18 protein-coding genes are annotated in these 22731 nt (G+C 62.2%); 8 read left to right on the forward strand and 10 right to left on the reverse strand.

All coding sequences use genetic code 11. The features are described from left to right. Positions 1 to 26: 26 nt before the first annotated feature. Positions 27 to 2327, forward strand: coding sequence for a GumC family protein (locus ACZ5TB_RS12890; RefSeq protein ID WP_464791507.1), 2301 nt, complete (start codon positions 27 to 29; stop codon positions 2325 to 2327). 398 nt (positions 2328 to 2725) lie between these two features. Here ACZ5TB_RS12890 and ACZ5TB_RS12895 read toward each other — a convergent pair whose 3' ends face one another. Continuing rightward, a complete protein-coding gene (locus ACZ5TB_RS12895; protein ID WP_464791508.1) occupies positions 2726 to 4066 on the reverse strand; it encodes an O-antigen ligase family protein in 1341 nt (446 codons plus the stop codon). Between the two features lie 196 nt (positions 4067 to 4262). Next, positions 4263 to 5018, reverse strand: a complete 756-nt coding sequence (locus ACZ5TB_RS12900) for a LuxR C-terminal-related transcriptional regulator (protein WP_464791509.1) — start codon at positions 5016 to 5018, stop codon at positions 4263 to 4265. A gap of 621 nt (positions 5019 to 5639) precedes the next feature. Here ACZ5TB_RS12900 and ACZ5TB_RS12905 point away from each other — a divergent pair. The 4 genes from ACZ5TB_RS12905 to ACZ5TB_RS12920 all read left to right on the forward strand — a co-directional run bounded on the left by ACZ5TB_RS12905 (position 5640) and on the right by ACZ5TB_RS12920 (position 10919). Next, positions 5640 to 7742 (forward strand): polysaccharide biosynthesis protein, encoded by a 2103-nt coding sequence (locus ACZ5TB_RS12905; protein WP_464791510.1) that lies wholly within the window; start codon positions 5640 to 5642, stop codon positions 7740 to 7742. 52 nt (positions 7743 to 7794) lie between these two features. Further along, a complete protein-coding gene (locus ACZ5TB_RS12910) occupies positions 7795 to 9042 on the forward strand; it encodes a DegT/DnrJ/EryC1/StrS family aminotransferase (protein ID WP_464791511.1) in 1248 nt (415 codons plus the stop codon). An 87-nt stretch (positions 9043 to 9129) separates the two neighbouring features. Beyond that, positions 9130 to 9696 carry a polysaccharide biosynthesis/export family protein gene (locus ACZ5TB_RS12915; RefSeq protein WP_449470913.1) on the forward strand — a complete coding sequence of 189 codons (567 nt, stop codon included), beginning with the start codon at positions 9130 to 9132 and terminating at the stop codon, positions 9694 to 9696. A gap of 47 nt (positions 9697 to 9743) precedes the next feature. Then, complete coding sequence (locus ACZ5TB_RS12920) at positions 9744 to 10919, forward strand: outer membrane beta-barrel protein (protein ID WP_464791512.1); 1176 nt, start codon at positions 9744 to 9746, stop codon at positions 10917 to 10919. Positions 10920 to 10931: 12 nt separating this feature from the next. Here ACZ5TB_RS12920 and ACZ5TB_RS12925 read toward each other — a convergent pair whose 3' ends face one another. The 4 genes from ACZ5TB_RS12925 to ACZ5TB_RS12940 are packed head-to-tail and all read right to left on the reverse strand — an operon-like array spanning position 10932 to position 15656. Beyond that, positions 10932 to 12341, reverse strand: a complete 1410-nt coding sequence (locus tag ACZ5TB_RS12925) for a pectate lyase (RefSeq protein ID WP_464791513.1) — start codon at positions 12339 to 12341, stop codon at positions 10932 to 10934. Further along, entirely contained in the window at positions 12335 to 13597 is a 1263-nt protein-coding gene (locus ACZ5TB_RS12930; protein WP_464791514.1) for a glycosyltransferase family 4 protein, read from the reverse strand. Before ACZ5TB_RS12930 ends, ACZ5TB_RS12925 begins: the two co-directional genes overlap by 7 nt. 2 nt (positions 13598 to 13599) lie before the next feature. After that, positions 13600 to 14787, reverse strand: coding sequence for a glycosyltransferase (locus ACZ5TB_RS12935; protein WP_464791515.1), 1188 nt, complete (start codon positions 14785 to 14787; stop codon positions 13600 to 13602). A 23-nt stretch (positions 14788 to 14810) separates the two neighbouring features. Next, the gene (locus tag ACZ5TB_RS12940) at positions 14811 to 15656 is read right to left on the reverse strand and encodes a hypothetical protein (RefSeq protein WP_464791516.1); all 846 of its coding nucleotides are present in this window, start codon (positions 15654 to 15656) and stop codon (positions 14811 to 14813) included. 186 nt (positions 15657 to 15842) lie between these two features. Here ACZ5TB_RS12940 and ACZ5TB_RS12945 point away from each other — a divergent pair, with 186 nt between their 5' ends. The 3 genes from ACZ5TB_RS12945 (at position 15843) to ACZ5TB_RS12955 (ending at position 20042) form a co-directional block, all read left to right on the forward strand. Next, positions 15843 to 17015: a glycosyltransferase family 4 protein gene (locus tag ACZ5TB_RS12945; RefSeq protein WP_464791517.1), complete on the forward strand. Its 1173-nt coding sequence runs from the start codon at positions 15843 to 15845 to the stop codon at positions 17013 to 17015. A 279-nt stretch (positions 17016 to 17294) separates the two neighbouring features. Continuing rightward, positions 17295 to 18488, forward strand: coding sequence for a calcium-binding protein (locus ACZ5TB_RS12950; protein ID WP_464791518.1), 1194 nt, complete (start codon positions 17295 to 17297; stop codon positions 18486 to 18488). 213 nt (positions 18489 to 18701) lie between these two features. Next, on the forward strand, positions 18702 to 20042 hold the full coding sequence (locus tag ACZ5TB_RS12955; RefSeq protein ID WP_464791519.1) for a lipopolysaccharide biosynthesis protein: 1341 nt from the start codon (positions 18702 to 18704) through the stop codon (positions 20040 to 20042). Positions 20043 to 20186: 144 nt separating this feature from the next. On the opposite strand, the gene ACZ5TB_RS12960 is transcribed toward ACZ5TB_RS12955, so the two are convergent. From ACZ5TB_RS12960 to ACZ5TB_RS12975, 4 genes are read right to left on the reverse strand one after another with little or no spacing between them, the layout of a single operon-like run. Beyond that, entirely contained in the window at positions 20187 to 20870 is a 684-nt protein-coding gene (locus ACZ5TB_RS12960) for a PIG-L deacetylase family protein (protein WP_464778807.1), read from the reverse strand. Continuing rightward, positions 20867 to 21790: a methionyl-tRNA formyltransferase gene (locus ACZ5TB_RS12965; RefSeq protein ID WP_464791520.1), complete on the reverse strand. Its 924-nt coding sequence runs from the start codon at positions 21788 to 21790 to the stop codon at positions 20867 to 20869. The genes ACZ5TB_RS12960 and ACZ5TB_RS12965 overlap by 4 nt, the downstream gene beginning before the upstream one ends. After that, positions 21762 to 22364, reverse strand: coding sequence for a sugar transferase (locus tag ACZ5TB_RS12970; protein ID WP_464791521.1), 603 nt, complete (start codon positions 22362 to 22364; stop codon positions 21762 to 21764). The genes ACZ5TB_RS12965 and ACZ5TB_RS12970 overlap by 29 nt, the downstream gene beginning before the upstream one ends. Beyond that, positions 22364 to 22675 (reverse strand): hypothetical protein, encoded by a 312-nt coding sequence (locus ACZ5TB_RS12975; RefSeq protein ID WP_464791522.1) that lies wholly within the window; start codon positions 22673 to 22675, stop codon positions 22364 to 22366. The genes ACZ5TB_RS12970 and ACZ5TB_RS12975 overlap by 1 nt, the downstream gene beginning before the upstream one ends. Between the last annotated feature and the right edge of the window lie 56 nt (positions 22676 to 22731).

Below are 22731 nucleotides of genomic sequence, written 5' to 3' on the forward strand. Positions count from 1 at the left end.
AGAATGCCGCCGTGGAGGATCTATTCATGCTATCGCAATCGGGAACGCTGAACGCGCCCCTGCTCGAGGCAATGTCTGACCGGCCGATGGAGGGGGGCTCCCGGCCCTCCAGCCTGTCGGCCCGCCAAGTCATCAAGATCATCCGGCGGCACGAACTGTTGCTCGGCGCGATCGTGTTCTTCGCGGTCCTTATCGTGCTGGTGGTTCAGTTGACCTCGACGCCCATCTATCAGGCGACGGCGACGGTGCAGGTCGAACTGAATGACGACAGCGGATCGCCCGACATGGCCGCGCGTAACCAGCAGCGCGTTGCCAACGAAGCGGGCATCTACCGGTCCCGTTCCCTTGCCGAACGCGTGGTGCAGGATTTGAAGCTCGCGTCCGATCCGCGCTTCGTCGAAACGCCGCTTCCCCCTAACGCCGTCGTCGACAACCGCCGCCTGTCCCGGCTCGCGGGCAGGCTGATATCCAGCATATCGATTTCAAGCTCCAAGGATTCTGACTTCATCGACATCACCGTGCGATCCGAGTCGGCAGACCTGGCGTCGGAAATCGCCAATCAATATCCCGCCAGCCTCGCCGCCTATCGCTCCGTCATGCGCGATGACCGGCAGGGCAAGATCGTCAGCCAGCTGGATGACGAGCGGGCACGGCTTGCGACCGAGGCGCATCAGGCGGAACAGGCGGTCGCCGATTTTCGCCGCCAGCATCAGATGCTTACCGGCGCTGGCGGGTCGGAGGATTATCAACAGATCAACCGGATCGCCGCCGAAGCTGTTTCCGCCGCCGCCATGCGTGCCGCGCAAAGCGCGCGGGCAGCTGGCATCGCGAGCGCAGTGAGCAACATCACGACGGCGGGCGCGACATCCCCGCTACTCGACCAGCAAAGACGGCAACTGGACGACCTGACCCGCACGCGCAGCGAACTCGCCATGATGTACGGGTCCGAACATCCCAAAATGCGCGGTGTGGAAGCGCAGATCGCGGAAACCACCGGCAGCATGCAGCAGGAACAGGCCAGGGTCATCGCTGCGGCCACGACCCAGGCTCAGAACGCCGCCGCCCGTGAAGCGGGCATCGCGAGGAGCGAGGCGGCCTCTGCCGCGTCGCGCGCAGGCCAGCTGGAAGGAACGCTCCGTTCGATCACGGGCAAGGCATTCGCGAACACCGCCGCGACGGTTGAGCTGAACGCGCTCGAACGCAATGCGGAAGCCGCGCGCAGTGCCTTCACCGCCATGAGCACGCGTGCGCAGCAGGTGAAGGCCAGCCTCGCCGCATCCGGCATCCATTCGCGCCTGATGTCGCCCGCCGCCGTCCCGCAGGAGCCGATTTCGCCCCGGCCCAAATCCGCAACCTTCGCCGCGTTCGTAGGGTCGCTGATCCTGGGACTGCTGGTGGTGTTCGGCATCGAACTGACGGACAACCGCCTCTGGAATGCCGAGCAGATATATCATCAGTTCGGCCTGCGCACCTTTGCCCTGCTGCCCGAACTGGATGGCGACGCCCTGAGGTCGGCAAAGGCGAATCCGGTGCTTCAGGACCCCCAGTCGCTCTTTGCCGAGGTGGCTCGTGGGCTGGGAAGCGAGGTCGCCGAACTGGCCCAGCCGGGAAGGGCGCAGACCGTTCTGATCACCTCGCCCATCACCGGAGACGGCAAATCGACCGTCACCCTCACCCTGCTGGCTGCGGCCGTCGCTATGGGCCGCCGAGCGATCGTGCTCGACCTCGATCTGCGCCGTCCCAGTGACGTTCTGCGTCCCACCGATGATGCGGGGGGGAAGCCGGATCTCATCGATTATCTCAGCGGTGCGGTCGATGCGCGACATATGCTTCCAACGCTCGCCCTGACACAGAGGCCAGGCGCGGAGCAGCCGTCCGAAATCACCACCTATGAACCCGTTGTCCTGAGCGCGCGTGAACCTGCGCGTAATCCGGCCGCGATCATGCGGCTGGGGAAGGTCAACGACCTGCTGGATCATCTGCGGGAGCATTATGATCTGCTGATCATCAATGCGCCCCCCACGCTTGCCACGCGGGATTCACGCATGCTGATGGATGCGGCCGATCATACGCTGCTGGTCGTGCGCTGGGGCCGCACCACGATCGAACAGGTGCGCGCGGCGTTGCAGGTGCTGCAAAAGCCGGTGGACGGTGTCGTCATCAATCGCGTGGATTATGCGGAACACGCCCGTCGCGGTTATGGCGATCCGGTCCAGTTCTACATGGATTCAGCGGAATATTTCAGTGGCGAGATGCCGACCCCTCGCCGCTGGTATGAGCGGATGGCCCCATCGCGCTGGCGCGACCGTGCGGACCATATGGCATGATGGCCTGAAGGCTGCGCGATCCCTTCGTGCAGCCTTTTGTGGACTGGGCTGTCGCTGCGCGCGCGAGGGCAGGTGCTCTCCCCAAGCAGAGTGCCAAGTTGAAGCGCCTTTCTTCTAAAACCAGCCTCGTGCAATCTCATGCGCGAATTTGGGTCATGAACGCTGCTGAGGAACGATGGACTTAACAGCCAGGCGCGCAGAGATGCCCCGCGAAATCGCAATCGCCGCAGATGCCATGGCGCCCGCGTATTCTCCCGAAATCGACACGCCCACTTAACCCTCCGGTCTGGCCTTTCGAAGGGCCTCAGACGGAAGGAGGGTGAATGATCCGGAAGGTGTGTCAATGGTGCCCAGGAGCGCGAGCATGGGCAATGGTCACTGAAAACCGGGCAGAGCCTTCAGCTTTCCAGCGGGGGAAGATGGCCGCGCATGCTTCTGCGTTGTGAGGGGGAAGGCAAGAAGCGAGGGCTGATCACGCCCGGCCCGATCAGTGCGGGACTGACGGCGAGGAAGACGAACAGGAACCAGCATCGTCCATAGACGTGCGGCATGCCCATCACCGCGTTGGCGAAGGTTACGAGCGTCGTGACGATCGTTAGAAGCACCAGCTTCCCATATCGGGCTCGATATCCCACGATGCCCGCCAATATCGGAACGGTCATCAGCACCAGATAGCCCAGCAACGACAGGCCGCCACCTTCGTTCAACAGCAGCAGGTAAAGGTTATGGACAGGAAGGCCATAGCGGCTTTCCTGCCGATACTGATCCGCGCCAAGGCCGATGATGAGATTCTTATCGGCCATCTCCAACGCTTCCCTGTTGAGTTCCTGCCGGGACTCGAACGTCCCCGCGGTCGAAAGATCGCCCGAGTTCAGGGCGGAAAGGACCCTGGTCTGGAATGTCGAGGGAAGATAATTCTGGCCGAATGCGAGCACAGTCGCGCCCAGCGACGCGACGATGATCAGGGTCTTGAAATTCCGTCTGCCACCGAAGAAAATCAGGGCAGCGGCGATCATGCTGTAAAGTCCGGTGTTGGAACTGGTCAGGATCACGCCCGTGATAAGAATGGCGAGGCAGGGCAGCGCAATCATCGGCCGCATCTGTTTGGACAGGAGCATCAGCCAGACGAGCGTCATCGCCATGACCGTCAGCACGCCCATGCCATTGGGGTTGCCCGCAAAGCCCTGTAGCCGCTTGTTGCCGGTGACTAGGGCCATCTGTTCCCTGTCGGTGCTGTAATAGCCGGCCGAGTAGACCATCGCGCCCAGCGCGCACATGACCACCATGCCCCAGATCCCGCATTTGATGAGGCGGACGACTTCCTCTTCCGACCGGCGCAGCAGGACGAGCGGCACGAGCAGATAGGCGAAGGAATATTGCGTGACCAACACCAGGCATCGGGTCATATCGCCCTTGAAAACGCTGCCTATGAAAAGGCCGCCACTGAGCATCAGCAGCCCCAGCACCCAGAGCCAGGTCAGGCTGGCAAAGGGCGATGCCACCCTCCCTGTCGACACACGCAGGAAGAAGGCGCCTGCGAACATCACGTCGCTCAGGGTTATATACAGGCTGGGATGGCGGAATGCATTATAAGGCGCGAAAAACACCGCACCTTCCAGCAGGACGAATTCCCATCTGTGGAGTTCGTCCGTCCAGAATTGCGTTCGTTCCTGGGCGGGGCCGGCACGACGGCCGCCGGGCAATGGATAATGGCTTGCCTGATACTGACTGGTTTGCACGCCTGGCGCTCCGGCTATTTTTCTGCCTTGTTCCGCGACTAGGATGCAAATCTGGCCGGACTTAGTCCATTGCACATAATGCCTGCCCGGCGTTCAAAAGGGCAGGGCACGATATCCGATTGGGTAGGGGGTCAGGCAATGAAAACGGATGGTTAGCGCCGCCCGTGAAAATGCTGCCTTTGTCCTCCGGCGGTCGTCACGCACTTGCCGAACAATCGGCGGTGCCGCGCGGGGCGCCTCTCGGCGGGAAAGCGGCAGAGCTGGCCCTGGGCGACGAGGGCGTTGCGCTGTCAGCTGCCTGACCATGCAGTCCCTGTCCTGCCGCCCATATGGCTGCCTGGGTACGGTTGGACACCCGCAGCTTGCGCAGGACCGCTTTCACATGAACCTTGACGGTGGCTTCGCTGATCGAAAGCTCGCGCGAGATGACCTTGTTGGGCAAGCCTGCGATCAGGCGCCGTAATATCTCCATTTCCCGTGCCGACAGATTGGCGCAGTCGATAGACACAGCGTTGGGCGTTTCCTCGCAGACGGCGGATTGATCGATCAGCTTCTGGGCCAGTTGAGAAGGAAAGATCTTTTCCCCCAACGCGATCAGGTCGAGATACCCTCCCAATCGTTCGCATGACAGGTCATTGATCAGATAACCTTCGGCGCCCGATCGAAAAGCATCCAGCATTGCGTCGAAATCGAATTTGTTGGCGAGTATCGCGATCCGCGCGCTTGGATAATATTCGCGCACTTGGGCAAGCGCCGCGCCGTTCCATTCCATGTCCTGATCTTCGATCAGCAGCAAAAGGCAGTCGGAATCGGCGACGTTGGCGGGGCAAGGCTCGTCCAGTCTGGCCCCGGTATAGAGTATCTGACGCTGTTGTGACGAAAGAAGCCGTCGGAGACCCTCTCTGACGATGGAGCTTCCGCCCACAAGCACAACATCTGAATCCATTGTCATCGTCCGCCTCCCTCAACATCACAGACAGACCGTGATGGATTGAATGCAAAAGCACTTGCTGAAGGCGACCCCAATCTTATCGGATCGGAGAGTATCACAAATGCAGCGTTGAACAATAGGCGTAACATTTTGGAAAAACTTAACTTACGTGAAGATCGTGCGTTGGCACGATTTCGCTAACCGCTTGTCTATTCATGAATTTGTCTGAACCATCCCAAATAGCAAGGAAGCGCTGTCCTTTAGGGTGGCCTGATGACATGTGCTGAACAGCATGCGTGATTCGCGCGTAACCTATTGTGGAAATGATCTTCTGGCAGCGGCTTGGATGCATCCCGTCAGACGATGCTGTGGGCAAGGACGGCCCGACGCACATGTCAATTAGCCAAAAGACTTAATCCAGCTTCCTCCCGCAAATCATTCGGGGCGACGGCCTGCGGATATTCTGCTCGTTCGGCCAACACCCGCGCCGATTCCTGCCACAAGGGATGATAGCTGTCTGGTTCATTGCGGCCGAGGGCCAAGTTGTTACCGTTTTACTCGTGATCTGGACGATCGCGCTCCGCATGCTGCGACAGGCCCTCGTTGGCAGCATGCGGGGCTTGTTCGTCGAAGGTCCTTTTCTTGAACCGCAAGGGTTTTGCTATGGATGCGAGCGCGCCGCCCGCTGGATCTGACCCGCTTATCGACGATCTCGCAGACCCGCGGGCGGAGGTTTCCGCTGGTGGGCCGGGCTGGGCGATACTGCTGCACGATCTGCTGACGCGGCCAACCGGCTTTCCCGGCCCGGCCCGTTTCGCGGCGCTGATGCTGATCGACGCTTCGTTGATCCTGACCACCCTGCTTCTGGTCGTGATGGCCATACCGGGGAGCGTTTCGGCGGCTTTCTATGACCGTCCCAGCCTCATGATCTTCTTCACCCTGGTGGCGGTGTTCGCTCTCTGCCTGACGGGCCTTTACTGGCGAAGCTGGCGCTTCCTCTCCTTCGGCGACTGCATCGCGCTTTCCACCGGTGTCGCGGGCGGAGCGACGGCGGCATGGAGCATGTGCCTGATCATCTCCGCAAAGATACGGGCGGTGCCGCTGGAGGCGGTCGGCTTCGCGCTGTTGCATTCGGCATTGCTGCTGGTGGCGATGATCGGCGTGCGAACGGTGCGCCGGGGTCTGCGTGAATTCGCCTTGGCGCATATCGTCCCTCCCGGCGGCGGTCACAACATATTGCTGTTGGGCGAACTGGACTGGATACGGTCGCTGATGGACATGCTCCGCGCCGAACGGACCAATCGTTTCAATGTCGTCGGCGCGCTGACCTTTGACGGACGCGAGACGCGGTTGCAGGTCGCCGGTGTACCTGTGCTGGGTTCGCCCGACAAACTGCCGCAGATCGTTGAGATGCTGGCGACGCGAGGGCTAAAGCCCGAAAGCCTCGTCATACGCGGCGACAGGACGATGCCGCGCCGGTCCTTCTCCCATCTGGTGAAGTTGGCCGATCAGTGCGACCTGACAGTTGCGCACGCCAATGACCTGCAAAAGGCGAAGGATGGGACGGCCCGCCTGGAAATCAAGCAGTTCGAGCTGGCCGATCTGCTCGGCCGACCCGAGGTCTCCCTCCAGCGCAGCATCGTCGATCGGCTGATCCGCGGCCGCCGGATATTGGTGACGGGCGCGGGCGGTACGATCGGCGGCGAACTGGTGCGCCAGATCGCCACCTTCCGCCCGGCGGAGATCGTTCTCCTCGATCATTGCGAGTTCAATCTCTACACCATCGAGATGCAGGCGCGGGACAAGTTCCCGGATGTCATCTGTCGGCCCGAACTCTGTTCGATCCGCGACCGCGCCGCGTTGAATGATGTCTTTCAGCGCCATCAGCCGGAGGTTGTCTTCCATGCCGCTGCGCTGAAGCATGTGCCCATTGTCGAAGCCAATCCGTGCGAGGGCGCCCATACCAATGTGCTTGGAACACGAAATGTCGCGGATGCCGTCTGTGCTTATGGCTCGCTCGCGATGATCCAGGTATCGACCGACAAGGCGGTCAATCCGGTGGGCGTCATGGGCGCCACCAAGCGCCTCGGCGAACTCTACTGCCAGGCGCTTGACCTGATCGGCCAGTGCGACCCCGACAGCCCGCGTTTCATGACGGTGCGGTTCGGCAATGTGCTGGGTTCCAGCGGATCGCTCGTGCCCCTGCTCCAACAGCAGATGGCCGCCGGGAAACCGCTCACCATCACGCACCCGGACATCAAGCGCTATTTCATGACCGTGGGCGAAGCGGTGCAGCTCATCTTGCAAAGCAGCGCCCGTGCGATGGAAACCAACATTGATCGCGGCACCATCTTCGTCCTCGACATGGGCGAGCCGATCAAGATCGTCGACATCGCCCGGCGAATGATCCGTCTGGCGGGCCTGCGTCCGGACATCGATGTGCCGATCAAGTTCGTCGGCCTTCGTCCCGGCGAGAAGCTTTACGAGGAATTGTTCGACACCACCGAGGAACAGCTTCGCTCTACCATCCCCGGCGTGATCGAAGCGAGTCCTTGCCCGGTCCCGCTCGAAAAGCTGGTGAACGCCTTCACCGAATTGGCAAACCTCATCCATACCCATGACGAGGATGGGGTGCGCGACCTGATGAAGGAATTGCTGCGCGCGCCCGCCCAATCGAACTGGGCAAAGACGTTGCGAGAGCTGACTCGGGAGATCGACCTTGTCGGCAAGGCTGCGAATGAATGACCGGGTGCCATCGTTTGCGGCGGCCGATGCCCATGACCCTGGGGATGAGGATATGAATCGCATAGCCCAGACGCGTGAACTAGGTGCTGCGGCCGTCGCCATCCCGCCTTTCCCGCCGCCAGACCGGCGCTGGCCCCAATATGAGCCGGACGAGATCGATGCCGTGGTCCGGGTGCTGGAAAGCGGCCGCGTCAACTCGCTGATGCATGGTGATGAGTGCCGCGCCTTCGAAAGAGAGTTCGCGCTGTATTGCGGCATGCCCCACGCCATCTCGCTCGCCAACGGCACGCTGGCACTGGAGCTGGCGTTTCGCGCCTTGGGCGTCGGGCCAGGCGATGAGGTGATCGTTCCGGCACGCAGCTTCTTCGCCAGCGCCTCTGCCGTCGCCGCAGTCGGTGCGGTGCCGATATTCGCGGACATCGACGCGAACAGCCACACGATCGACCCCGCCGCCGTCCTTCCGCTGATCAACGGCAGGACGCGGGCCATATTGTGCGTCCATCTGGCTGGCTGGCCCTGTGACATGGACGCCCTGTCCACCATCGCGGATCAGCATGGGCTGTGGCTGGTGGAGGACTGCGCGCAAGCGCATGGCGCCGCCATCGACGGAAAGAAGGTCGGTTCCTTCGGCCACGCCGCCGCCTTCTCCTTCTGCACCGACAAGATCATGTCGACGGGCGGGGAAGGGGGCATGTTGCTGCTGAAGGACGAAGCGCATTGGGAACGCGCCTGGGCCTATAAGGACCATGGCAAGAACCCCGCGATGCTCTCGGCGCCTTCGGCAGGTAACGCCTTCCGCTACCTGCATGAAGGTTTCGGCACCAACTGGCGGCTGACGGAAATGCAGGCCGCGATCGGGCGGGCGCAATTGCGCAAGCTGCCGTCCTGGCTGGCGCGGCGGCGCGCCAATGCCGCCATCCTGCGCGAAGGGCTGGGCGATCATCCGCTGATCCATGTGCCACAGGTGCCGCAGGGGGTGAATCACGCCTTCTACAAATTCTACCTCATGCTGGATGCGGCGGTCGAACGGCCTGCCGTCATCGCCGCGCTCGCCCGTCATGGCATACCCGCCGGGACAGGATCATGCCCGGACATGTCCCGGGAACTGGCAGTCCGGAACAGTGCCCACCCCAATCTCCGCCCCCTGCCGGTCGCCGCCGCAATAGGCGAACGCAGCCTGATGCTGCCGGTCGATCATCTGCTGGGCGACAATGATATGCAAATCATCGTCGATGCGCTGCTGGAGGCGCTCGAAGATGCTCGTGAAGGTGACCAGAGTTTATCCTTTGCGAACAAATAACTATCCAGCAGCAATTGACATTAATTTATTTCTGTTCTGAAACTGTAACAAAAATGGCCAGAAGTGGCCAGGAAATGGGAGGTGGTCATGCGGCTAGTTCACTCTATCGGCATTTCCCTGATGCTCGCGCTTTCGGCCTGTACCGGCTCTGTGTCCGGTCTGCCTGCCGTTTCCACCGCCAACGCCGATCAATATCGGCTCGGCCCGGGTGATGAACTTCGCATCATCGTTCCCGGCTTTACCGAAATCGACAATAGCACGGCCTTCGTCGTCAATGATCGCGGCGAACTGACGTTGCCGCTGATGGGCGGGATTCCGGTCAGGGGATCGACTATCCCCGAACTGGAACAGCGCATCGCCGCCCTGCTGGTGGAAAAACGGCTGATGGTATCGCCTGCCGTCAGTGTTCAGCCAGTGAAGCTGCGGCCCATCTACATCCTTGGCGAAGTGCGCAGCCCCGGCGAATATCCCTATCGCCCCGGCATGACCGTCGTCACCGCAGTATCGGTGGCGGGCGGGTACACATTCCGCGCCAATCGCAACACGGTTGCCATCATCCGTCAGGTGAATGGCCAGGCGTCCACCGCCAAGGCTTCCGAAAATACGCCGATCCAGCCGGGTGACACCATCAAAGTCGTGGAGAAATGGTTTTGACAGCAAAGCGCCTCATCCCCTTCTGCTCATGCGTCATTTTGACGGGCATGGCCTTTCCAGCTGCCGCACAGCAGCTGGATCGAGCCACGCCGCTGCTGGAAACGCCGGAGGAATATGAGGCGAGAGCGGTGCAGTTGGGCAGAATATCGGCCTATCTCGGCGCGGATGCCCGGCTTGAATATGATTCCAACATCTACGCCCTGTCATCGAATGAAGTCGACGACGAACGCCTGACCATCTCGCCCTGGCTCAACCTGCGGCTGAGCGATAACAAGTTCGAGCTGGCGGCGCAGGCGCGCGGCGTAGTGCGGCGCTATTTCAAGAATGACAGTGAAAATTCCGAAGGCATAAATACCAGTATCGGCGGTGTGTATCACCTGTCGGGCGCCGATAATATCACCGCCAGCGCGGGATGGATGCGGCTGATCGAGGATCGTGGCGAACCTGAATCCCGCACGGGCGTCGGCACGTCGCCGCGCAGATATGACCAGTGGCAGAGCGACCTTGGCTACACGCATCAGGGCGCCCGCTTCAATGTCGGCGTGAAGGGCACCTGGCTGAAGAACAACGCCTTGGCCGCCGTCGATGCCGAACGCGACTTCGACCAATATTCCGGCTCCGCACGGCTGGGATACCGGGTCAGCGGCATGATGAATGTGTTCGGCGAGGGTTTTGTGAACCGGCGCGAGTTCAGGTTGCCGGTGGACGCGTCGGGTGTAGACCGCGATTCCAAAACCTATGGCGCACGGGCAGGGGTCGCCTTTGAACCCGGCGGCCTGATCCGTGGCGAAGCGTCGGTCGGCGTGTTCCGTTTTAACCCCGACGACGCGCGATTTGACAGCAGGACCGGCCTGTCGGTTTCAGCGGGGCTTACCTACACGCCTTCGCCCAGATGGGCGGTCACGCTCGACGGGTTCCGGGGTGATGTTGCCACCGTCCGCACCGGCGCGCAGTCGCGTACTGACACGAGGTTTCGTCTGGGTGTGCAGAATGAGATTTACCACAATCTGCGCTGGCAGGCTTCCGTGCTGTACCGCCGCAGCAGTTTCATCGGTTCGGGCCAGCACGAACGGACGATCGCCGGTGTGGCCGAAGTCGAATATCTGGTGAACCGCAATATTTCCTTCGCGCTCACAGGACGCATCGCCAATCGCGACAGCACAAGAGCGTTCGACGATTTCGATCGCACGATCGTCGGCGCGGAAATCCGCCTGCAATATTGATTGGGTAGAGGATCAGCGTATCTGCCGCCCGGCCATGACTTCGCGATGGGCGAAATCCAGAAATTCGTCCAGATTGAGCCAATTGTCATGGTCGGCATCCTGCCAGGCATCGTTACGCCGGGTGTCCATGCCATTGGCCCGCTCCCAGCTGTCGGCCATCCCGTCCTCATCCAGATCGACATAGGGCGTTCCGGGCGCGATCCGGGGTAGCGGGCGTGGTCCGGCTCGCATTCTTGCATCACGCAGGATATTCCCTGTCCGGTTGCGCACGTCGCTGACGGTACGCAGGTCGAGCGCATCTCGCGGAAATGCTCCAGCGCCGTCCAGCACCTGGGAATAGGCCTTTTCGGGTGAGGCGACTTTCATGCTGAGGGGACAGACGGGCCGCCCCACACGTGCAGCGGCTGCGGCGCGGGTTGTCATGACCTTGACCTGATCCAGCCTGTTATCGGCCATGAATATTTCCGATTGGCCGGTACTGGCGCCCACATCACGATCTATTGCGGCAATCTTGTCCGTACCGTCCGGACCGTTTTTGTAATAGTTGCCGACGATGTTGACGGGCGTTCCGCCATAGATTTCCTGCACGCGGGTGAATTGGGACCTGGCATTATAAAGAACATTGTTGACGATCTCCACGCATGACTTGGGCGTGAAATTCACGTCCGGACTTCTGCTTCCATTATGAGCGCACAGATTGCGGATGAAGCTGACCTTCTGCGGCTCCCGCGGGTCGAAAGCGAGCATCGCGCATTTGCTCCGCCGGGAAATGCCCTCTGTAAAGATGGAGTTGGACATTGTGATATTGTCGTTCACGCCAAAGCCGCTGATGATCTGACCTAATGCCCAGGCACCGCTGACATGATCGAAAATAACGTTGTGGCTGTTCTCAAAAAGAAATGACCCGTTGCTGGCGGCGGCATTGCCGTTCAGATCGGTTCGTACGCGGATATGGCGAACGATCACGTCATGCGTATTCTTGGCAACGACAGGAGTGTTGCCGCCTTCGCCTCCCGCATGAGTGATCAATATTCCGCCGCCAGGCGCGGTCTGGCCGGCGATGGTGATATAGGGGTGGTTGATCACGGGCCGATCCGTCGTGAAACGGATGACGCCAGCGACGCGGAAGATGCACACGCGCGGCTTTTTGGCCTCTATGCATGCGCGCAGGGAACCGGGGCCGTGGTCCGCCAGCGTGGTGACAGGGATGATCATGCCGCCACGTCCGCCACGGGTTCGCCTGCCAAAGCCTTCGGCTCCGGGGAACGCTTCGGCACCGGGTACTTCGGGCAATACTGACGTTCCGTCGGAATTGCCAGTGCCCGTCAATTGCCGCACGATATCGGAAGGCGTGACAAACGGAGCCACCAGTAGCGCGGCGATCCCGACACCCAGGGCGGCCACCGCATTCGAACTCACCATCGCCTCCGGTTCCGGCGCGGCCCCGTCCCGAGGAGCGACTGATAGATTGCGGACACTTGCGACGCATGCTGTTCCACGCCGTAACGGCGGTTCGCCAAGATCTGCGCCTGCGCGGCGATCGCCGTCAGGCGATCCGGGCAATCGAGCAACTCGACGATGGCTCGCCCCATGGCGGTGGGATCATCGGGTTCGACCAGCATGCCCGTCACGCCATGGTCGATCGCTTCGATATTACCGCCCGATGCGGCAGCAACCACGGGCGTGCCGAGCAGCATGGCTTCGATCAGCGACCGGCCAAAAGGCTCGTTGACGGCCGTCACCACATGAATGTCGCAGCCCGCCATTAATGCCGCCGATGGATAGCGAAAGCCCATGAGGCGCAGGCGATCGCTTACGCCCAGCGCCTTGGCTTTTTCGTTGATCTGTTCCTCTATCCCGTCCATCAGCGGCAATCCGAACATCAATCCCATCACTGGAAGATCGGGCCGCGTCCGGGCAATATGTGCCAGCGTTTCCGCGAACATCAGCGGCCTTTTGCGGTCGATGAAATGGCCGAAAAAGCCAAGAAGGCGGGTATCGGGATCGACGCCCAGCTCCGATGTCAGCGCCAGATGCGCTTGCGCCCGGTCGATCGGCTCGGCATCCGCGTCGAAGGGGCTGTAGATGACGGAAGTCTTGCGCGCCGTGCGCTTTCGACGGCGCACTTCGGACAAGGCATAGGCTGATACGCCGACGATGCGATCCGCCGCGAAGGGGGCGACGAAGCGGACGCCCCGGGCATCATGACTGCCCCTATGGTGCCACAGCATCTTGGCCCCCGCCAGACGCGCGGGTAGTGCCCAAGATATATGCATCGGCCCATCGTTGGTATGGACGATCCGGACGTCGTTCAGCCTCAGAAAGCGGGTCATGCGCCACTGATCGATCAAGGCGCTCACCGTCTCTGCCTTGCCTCCCGCCTTGGGAACGCCAGGGGATTCGCCAAAGAATCGGGTGTCGGGCAGAGTGACGAACTCCAGTCCCTCAGATCGCAGGAAATCGCCGAACTGCCCCGATCCATAATGCAGGACGATGAGGGGCGAGAAGCGGCTCCGATCCAGCTGATGGATGAGCTTGGTCGCGGAGATATGGCTCCCCCCCATGGCGCCCCCGGCAAAGGGGAAGCAGATGCGCGCTGGGGCAGCGCTCCCGGCTTCGCGGTCCAGCGTCGCGGTGGTTCCGGACAGAGAGGGGGAGGCGGGCAAGACCTGCAACATGTTCACATCACCTGTGCGCGGCGTGGCGAGGCGGTGGCTCCCCGTTCCTGAAAGGAGGAGCCGGATACATCCCGGTAAAGCTGGTGGTAACGCGCCGCGATCTGGCTCATCGAAAACTGCTCCTGCACGCGCTTGCGGGCGATCTCGCCCAATTGGCGGCGGCCAGCGGGACCCAGCCGGTCCATGGCCATGATCGCTTCGGCAAGTGCCGCCGGGTCGCGGGGAGGAACCACCATCCCGCTTTTGCCGACGATCCAGCCGCTGTCCCCAATGTCGGTCGCGATGCAGGGCACGCCGCATGCCATCGCCTCGCCCAGAATATTGGGGAAACCTTCACCCCAGGCCGAAGGCAGCGCGACTATGTCGAGGCCGGGCAGCAACGTCTCAAGCTTCCGGTCATGGCTCCGCAGGGTCAAGCGATCGGCGGGCATGGATGCCAGCAGACGCGCAAGCGCTCCGGTGGGTTCGTCCATGCCTTGACCCGTCAGCAGCAGGTGAACATCCGTGCCACGCTCGCGCGCACGTAGCACTGCTTCGACCAGATTGGCCGCATCCTTCATCGGATGATTGCGCGCCGCCATCCCGACGATCAGCGCGCCCGGTGCAATCTCCAGATCACGGACAAGCGCATCGCGAGCCTCTTCGCGCGGGCGGAAGAGGTCGCAATCGAACCCATTGGGGATGACCGCCATATCTTCCGCGTGAAAACCCAGCCGCTGATGCTGCGCCGCCGCCGCATGGGAGTTATAGATGATCGTGCGCGGCCAGGATGAACATGCGGCGGCCAGCCGCACGATGACCCGCATCAGAGGCTTTTCCTGCGACAACTCGTCGATGCTGTGGCGCACATTCCAGATCACCGGCACAGTGTCCGCGCTTCCCAAGGTCGCCAGCCGGGTGGCGAGATGGGCGTGATACATCCACGCCATGATGACCGCTGGCTGTTCCTGCCGGATGACGGCGCGCAGGCGAGCGAGTCCCGGTAGCAGGTCGATGGCCCTTTTCATGCCGCAATGACGAAGCGGCACGCCGCTCGCACGGATGCGGTCTCCAGCGACACCCGGTGGCATCAGCGACACGACCGACGGCTGCATCGCGCCGCCCTGTTTGCGTTCATGATCCACCAGCTTCGCGAGCATGGTTTCCGCGCCCCCGACATTCAAAGCGGTTATGACGTGGAGAATCTTCATGGGGGCTCCTGAAGCCGTGCCGCTCACATTGCGGTCAGCAACTTTTCTATTTCCGATCCGGCACCGATCCGTTCCGCCACCTCCAGGGTGCCACTGTCGCTCATGGCGAACAGCGTCCCATGATGGTCCCCGGACACCCGCGTGCGCACGATGAACAGCAGCGATCCTGGACCCTTGAGATAGGACCGAAGATTATCCACCGCCTTCCGAAGGTCAGTTTCGGCGAAGTAATTTTCATTGAGGACGTTGGCGGCGCGAACCAGATCGAAACGCCGACCGAAACCGTCACGCGGGGCCAGCACATCATCCTCGACAATCGTGATGAGGCCATGGTTGCGGACGCGCGGGCTGACCAGTTCGACCTTCCTGACGCCCACACCCCCGCGCAGCCTGCGTGCCGCCAGACCGCCGACGATGCGGGACAGGATCGGCCGCACCAGCCACATGCCGGTCAGATAATCCAGGCGACGGCGCCATGGCTGTATCGACCGGCCGAACAGATCGACCTGCAACAGCTGACCTTCGGGGTTCAGCAGCGCCGCACACCTTTTGCCCAGCGGGACGATCCACGCATGGATGGCGTAATCGGTGCCGGTGATGCGCGGCCGACATCCCTCGCGTGCAAAGGCGTCGCACAGGTCCAGCGTGGTCGTCCCCGACGATACGCCGACGTCCAGTACTTCCCGCACATTCAGCCCACGTGCCTTGACCGCTTCCACCAGACGGCCGTCCAGCGCGCCGAACCGTCCGCCCCACGTGCATTTGAACGTGTTGTTCGGGTTCTTGATGGAACTGAAGAAGGCGTCTTCCACCTGTTGCGGAAGGGCTTCTGCCGGGTGCGAGAAAAATTCTGTTGCTGCTACTATCATAGCCGTTGAGCCTACAATGTGTGGCGGCGTCATGAAGTGGGCGCTTGGCTATGACGCAGGCCAATAGGGATTAGCCCAAATGCGAGCAGCCTGCGGTTCTGGCTAAGCCGCTTGGCCGCCGCGACCAACTGGCGATAATCCGCAAGTCCCATGGATTTGACGCGGCCAAGGCCTCACTGTGCGCGGATGACAATGCCGATCCGGACGGATGCCTCAGGCAGAGGCAAGCCGCACATCGCCTTCATTCTACCCGGCCTGCGTGCTGGAGGATCGGAACATATTGTCAGCCTGCTGTGCAATCATTTTAGCAGGTCGGGCTGGACGGTCAGCCTGTTCGCCTTCGAAGAACCTGGAGCGCGCCCCTATTATGCGCATGATCCGGCGGTCAGCATAATGCAGCTGGGCTTTCCCGTCGGGCGCTTGCCGGTGCTGCGATCCGCCCTCGCGGTCTTCAATCGCATCGGCGCGCTCCGCAAGGTACTGGCAAGCACGCGCCCGGACCTGATCATCAGCTTCCTGACACGCACCAACGTCGTCACCGTTCTTGCCGCAAAGCCGCTCGGCATCCCGGTGATCGTGTCGGAACGCAACAATCCCGCCCAGCAACGACCCGGCGCTTTCTGGTTGGCTCTGCGTCGCTACACTTATGCGCGCGCGCATGGGCTGGTGACGATGACGCAAGGCGCGATGCAATATTTCCCCAAGGTCATGCGTCCCCGCCAGTGGGTCATTCCCAATCCCACCTATGCGCCTGTCACACTCGATGAGGCGCGCCCATGCGGCAGGCAGGTCGTCGCCGTCGGGCGGCTGGTGCCGCAAAAGGGCTTCGACCTGCTGCTCGACGCCTTCGCCCGCGCGGCCCCTCTCATCCCCGACTGGTCGCTCACCATCTGGGGGGAGGGGCCGGAGCGCGCGAAGCTCGAAGCGCAGCGGGACGCGCTAGGCCTGCAAGACCGGGTGTCGATGCCGGGCGTTACGAAGGACCATGGCGGCTGGCTGCGTGAAGCCGACATCTTCGTCCTCTCCTCTCGCTTTGAAGGGTGGGGGATCGTCGTGGGCGAGGCCCTGGCGGCGGGCGTCCCCGTGATTTCCTTTGATTGCCGCTTCGGCCCCGGCGAAATGATCGCCGACGGGATCAGCGGCCTGCTGGTTCCGGATGGCGACGTGTCCGCTCTTGGCGCGGCCATCGCCGCATTGTGCGCCGACCCCGATCAGCGACGCCGCCTGTCCGAAGGGGCGCGGGCCGCGTCTCAGCGTTTCACCGTCGACCGCGTCCTCGTCCAATGGGAGCGCGCAGCGACGGAGGCGATCGCCCCGCGCCAGTCCGGGGCAAGCTCGATCAGGCCTGTCGCTATCTGAACGGTGCAGCCTGTTTTTGACACTTCTAAACGATGCTGAATTCGTGTCGGCGCGCGCCCCCTGACGCCTGCGAACCGGATTCCCGTCCGGAGAAGTCACTGCGCTAAAACGCATAATGCCGGAAGCGCGGCTCCAGATGGGCTTTCTCGCGCCCCCGACCCGCCGGAATCCGCGCCCGCCCGACAATTTCAATCAACCTATCATTTATATTAGCATGCGACAGTCACGTCGGCCCCGCGCCATTTTCATGCGTATGGGGCCTCTACGGGAGTGGGTGAAATGGCGAAGTTTTACGGGACTGTCGGAAACGACGTCATCAAGGGAACATCCTTAATCGACACTATATTCGGTGGGGCAGGCAATGATCAGCTGTGGGGCGGATTGGGCGACGATTATATTGAGGGGAATGATGGCAACGACGTGCTTCATGGGGAAGCGGGCGCCGACTTGCTCAAGGGCGGATTGGGCGATGACCAGCTTTGGGGCGAGGACGGCAACGACTCGCTCGACGGCGGCGCGGGGCACGACCGTATTTATGGCGGCCTGGGCAACAACATCGTCACGGGCGGCGACGGCAATGATCGTATCGAAACCCTGAGCGGACATGACCAGATATTGGGAGACGCCGGGAATGACACCATCCTTGCAGGCGGCGGCCGCGACTATATCGATGGGGGCGCGGGAGATGACATCATCTACGCTGGCGCTGGCGATGACGGGTTCCTGAACGAAATCAATCCGGCCACTGGCAAGCTGACGACACAGGCCGTGGCGGGCGGGGCTGGCAATGACTGGATCTATGGTGAAGACGGCAACGACAAGCTGAAGGGGCAGTCGGGCGACGACCATGTCTACGGCGGAAGCGGTAATGACCGGGTCGATGGCGGCGACGGCAACAACTATCTGTCGGGCGGCATCGGCGACGATATTCTCGATTCCGAGATCGGCATGGATCAGCTCTACGGTGGCGATGGCCGGGACAAGATGGAATCAGGCGGCGGCAACGACTTCCTCGACGGCGGCAAGGACGCGGATTCCCTGAATGGCGAGGCTGGAAACGATATCCTCTTTGGCGGCGATGGCGATGACCTGCTATTGGGCGGCGCCGGTGCCGACGAACTGCACGGCGATGCCGGGATTGACAAGCTGACCGGCGATCTGGGCGCCGACAGGCTATGGGGTGGCGAGGGCGCGGACTGGTTCGTGTTCAAAAGTGCGGGCGCGCTGGACGGCGGCGACCGGATAGAGGATTTCCAGGACGGCACCGACCGCATCGTGCTGGAAAAGCTGGGAGTCACTCAATATGCTGCGGGCGGGACGCCGGGTACGGTGTTCGCGCATGACGGAGCCTCGGGCAACGTCTTGCTGGATGTCGTGACCTCTTCGGGGGTGAAGTTCAGCATCGACATTGCCGATCCCCTGGGGACGTTGACCGCCCATAATTTCACCGCTGCGGATTTCATCTTCGCCTGATGGCGTTGCAGACCGGTTGTTTCTGAACCGAACGGGGCGCCGCTTGCCTGCGGGTGAGTGCGCGGCCCCGTTTCGCAATTCTTCCCCCGCGCCGGCTATTCGGAGTTAAGACGACAGAGAAGCTGCGTCTTCCCTGCTTCGGTCCCATCATAAGTCTCGAAAAACAGGACTGAAGGTGGCGTGCCGATGAATGCGGTGGGATTTCGATTGAAGATGACCTTTTCCGCGATTTGGTTGCGCGATGCGCTGACTCATCGGCGTGCGCGGGCCGTCTTCCATCTTCTGTCCGGCACCGCCGCGACACTGGCGCTGACGCTTCTGTCCATTGCCTTGGTCGCGCGGCTTCTGGGGCCTGCCACCTATGGCATCTTCGCCATGATCCTGACGCTGGGTCAGGCGTGCGAGCGGCTCGTCAGCTTTCAGTCGTGGCAACCGCTCATCCGCAACGGCGCGACCGTCGATCCTCACGCGGACCCGGCCACCTATTTCGCGCTGCTCAAATTCGGCTGGCTGCTCGATATCGGCGGCAGCATCGGGGCCTGGGCGATAGCGAGCGTGCTGACGATCGCCGGACATTATCTGTTCGGCTTCTCCTTCCAGCACGTCGGCTATACGCTCCTCTTCGCCACCTCGCTACTGTTCAACTTCAACGGTGTCTCAACCGCTATATTCAGGCTCGCGGGCCAATATCGCGCGGTGGCGCAAATTCAGGTCGCGAACGCGTTCGTCCGCCTCCTCTGCGTGGCGGGTGCTTATCTGGCGGGCGCGGGCATTCTCCAGATCATCCTCATATGGACGATCACCCAGATCTTGGGCTCGATTGCCAATTTCGTTTTTGCCATGCGCTTTTTGCCCCAGCCTGGATTTCGCCAGCTGCTACGAGCAAGGGCGAAAGGGATCACCGGCCGCTTTCCCGACATCTGGCGCTTCGCGCTCGGGTCGAACCTCTCCCTCACCCTTTGGTCGAGCGTGCAGGTGGTCGATACGCTGATCGTCGGATGGCTCGCCGACCCGGCAAGCGCGGGCCTGTTCCACATCGCCAAACGCATCAGCCGCATCCTTCTCCAGGTCGGCGCGCAGGTTCAGGCCGTGGTCTACCCCGACCTCAGTCGGTTGGTGGCGGCGGGCAAGCGTCACGCCTTCGTCCGCGTGCTCGTTCAAACCGAATTGCTGCTGGGGGCCTTTGGCGCCTTCTGCTTCGTTGCCATGCTGTTAGTGGGCGGGCCGTTGATGCGCCTTGCGGTCGGGCCGCATTTTGCTGGAGCTGTCCCCTTGCTCACTGTCCAGATCCTGGCCGTCACCTTCGCGATCAGCGGGTCTGCCAGCCGCGCTGGGCTGCTGGCCCTGGGTGACCAGCGCGCGCTTCTTCGCACGGTGATGGCATGCACGCTGGCATTTTATTGCGCGGTGTTTCCGCTGGTTCCGCTGGTCGGAGCAATGGGCGCGAACATCGCCCATCTGTTGTTCGGCGTGATTTGGCTGGGCGGCTTGACGCTGTGTCTGCGTCGGGCGATCAACGCCGCCCCGTGGACGGTGGAAGACGCGCGGAAATAACCGCGATCGTCAGAACTCTTCCAGCGTCTCGATGATACGGTCGGGTCGAGCAATCTGCACCGTCTGCCACCCGCGTGATCGGGGCGCCGTGAAATCCCTCGACGCGCCGATGCTCATCCAGTCCGGGTCGCGGGTGCGTTAATGTCAGGCTACCTCTCTTATCAGCACAAAGGCTTCCGCCGCCCTTCGGCTGACGCAACTGCCCCGCACCTGCGCCAGCGCGCGCAGTGTTTCGAAGGATCGTTCATTGGGAAAAGGACGAGCCTGCGATTCAAAACAGCCAAAGGCCTCGATCTTCCGATCCAGATGTTCGCTGATGTCGATGAAGACGTGCGGCTGAAACGGAGGCGTCAGATAAGGCGCCGCCCAATTGGTTTCCGATACTGTCTCATAGGCGAGGATGCGCCTTGGATAATGCGCCCCAACCGGCCGCGCCGCCACCATCGCGGCTTCAAAAATCAGGCCATGGTCGAAATGCAGGTCGCCGGGGAAGGGCAGGAACAATGTGTCGGGACGGCTCTCGGCAACCACAGCAGCGATGCCCTCATTCAACTCCGCGCGCGGCACGCAATCCAGCGCAGCCGCTTCAAACTCCAGGATATGCGTCCGCCCAACGCCCAGCAGCTCATGCGCCTGGCGCGCTTCGGCCTGCACCCGTTCCACCTGCGCCGCAGTGAAGCGCGGCAGCTTTCCCTGCGTCGCGATGACGACCTCGACATGGCGGCCCATGGCAGTGAGGCGCGCGATCGTTCCCCCGCAGCCCAGCACTTCATCGTCGGGATGGGGCGCGATCACCAATGCGCGCTCTATGCTATCGATCATCGTCATGCCGCAGCCTTGGCCCGTCCCAATATGGCGTGGTTGGGTAGGGGCGCCTCCCGTGCCGTTTGCCACCGCAACACATGCAATCCCTGATCGTCGCCGCAGCGCACGACGAAGCCTTCCGCCATACGCTCGACAATCTGCCCCGGCATGGCGGCGGCATGATGGCGCAGGGGCACCAGCGCCGCCTCTTCGATGACGATCTTCTCGCCCGCATAGCTCGTCCAGGCGCCGGGATAAGGATGACCACAGGCCCTGACACAGCGCCAGATCGCCGATCCTGGCGCCGACCAGTCGATCAGTGCATCTTCCGGCCGCCTGCGCGCGGCATAGGTGGCACACCGCTCATCCTGTATCGTGAGAGTCGGCGATCCGCCCGCAATATCCTCAAGCACGTCCGGCAGCATCGCTTCCAGCGCGGCCATATGTTTGGCATAGAGCGTCGCTGCCGTCTCATCCGGCGCCAGATGGAAATAATGCTGGCCAAGCAGCGGCCCGCTATCCACCCCCGCGTCGATCAGGAACAGGGAGGAGGCGGAAATGGGCTCATCCAGCAAGATGGTCCATGGAATGACAGCGCGGCCACGCAGGCGTGGCAGTGGCGCGGGATGATAGCCCACGACTCCCCGCCTCGCGGTGGCGCGGAACTCCTCCCCGCAAATCTGCGACCAGCCGATCACGAAGATATAATCGGGCGCCAGATCGCGGATCGCCTGCAACGCCACATCGGAATTGATATTGGCGGTTCGCACTGTCCGCGCCCCCGCTTTTTCTGCCTCGCCCGAAAGATCGACGAAATCGGAATGGCGATGAGCAAGGTCCGGCGGCAGGGTGAATACCGCCGCCACATCCCATTGGCGGGATGCGCCAAGGGCCGTCACCGCGACCCGCGTGCTTTCAACCGCGCCAACGACTATGGCCTTCATGTGCCCTCCTGATCGATGACTGGTTGGACCGTTCGCCGCGCACCGCCACGCTGATCGTTCGGGCAAGGATGGTGAGGTCGAGCCACAAGGAGCGGTTTGCAATGTACCAGAGGTCGAGCGCGATCTTGTCCCGCTCACCCAGCAGCGTGTTGCCGTTGACCTGTGCCCATCCGGTGAGGCCAGGCCTGACCGCGCACCGCTGCCGTCCCCGCTCTCCGGCTTCCTCTATGGTCGCGGGCAGCAGGGGGCGGGGGCCGATCAGGCTCATGGTCCCGGTGAGGATGTTCCAAAGCTGCGGAAGTTCGTCCAACCGCGAGCGTCTGAGAAACCCGCCGATCCGTGTCGTCCGCATGGCGTCGGGTAGCAACCGACCATCCCGGTCGTGGGCGTCGGTCATGGTGCGAAACTTGATGACGGAAAAGCGTCGCCCTCCCTTCGTCACGCGGACCTGCCGGTACAACACTGGCGCGCCATCGGTCAGCCTTATGGCACCGGCAATCACCGCCATGACCGGCAGCGCCAGCGGCAGGGCGGTGGCCGCGAACAACATGTCGATCAGCCGCCTCACGCCCATCAGGATTCTCCGGTGCCGCCGTAGATGATCGGCTTCTGCGTATAGGCCATTACCGCGTCCGGCCGATTTTTCCGGAAGCAACCGATCAGCCAGCTCAGCGTGCCCATATCGGCAAAGGGGTTCATCCCCGCCCGCGCCATGGCCATGGGCAGGTAGGGCGCGCCCATCGCCGCCAACTTTGCCTCGATTTCGGGATCGTGGCCGGGCGCGCAGACAATGACCTCATGCCCGTTGCCGATCATTGCCGCGATCAGCCGCCCGCGAAAATTGATCACCCAATAGGCGAGGCTGGCGATGACGATGATCTTCATGCGGTCCCGTGACTGCTCCCCGGATCGCCGCGCTAGAGGGGGCGGCACGGGCCAAG

This window comes from Sphingobium sp. TomTYG74 (assembly GCF_055393875.1).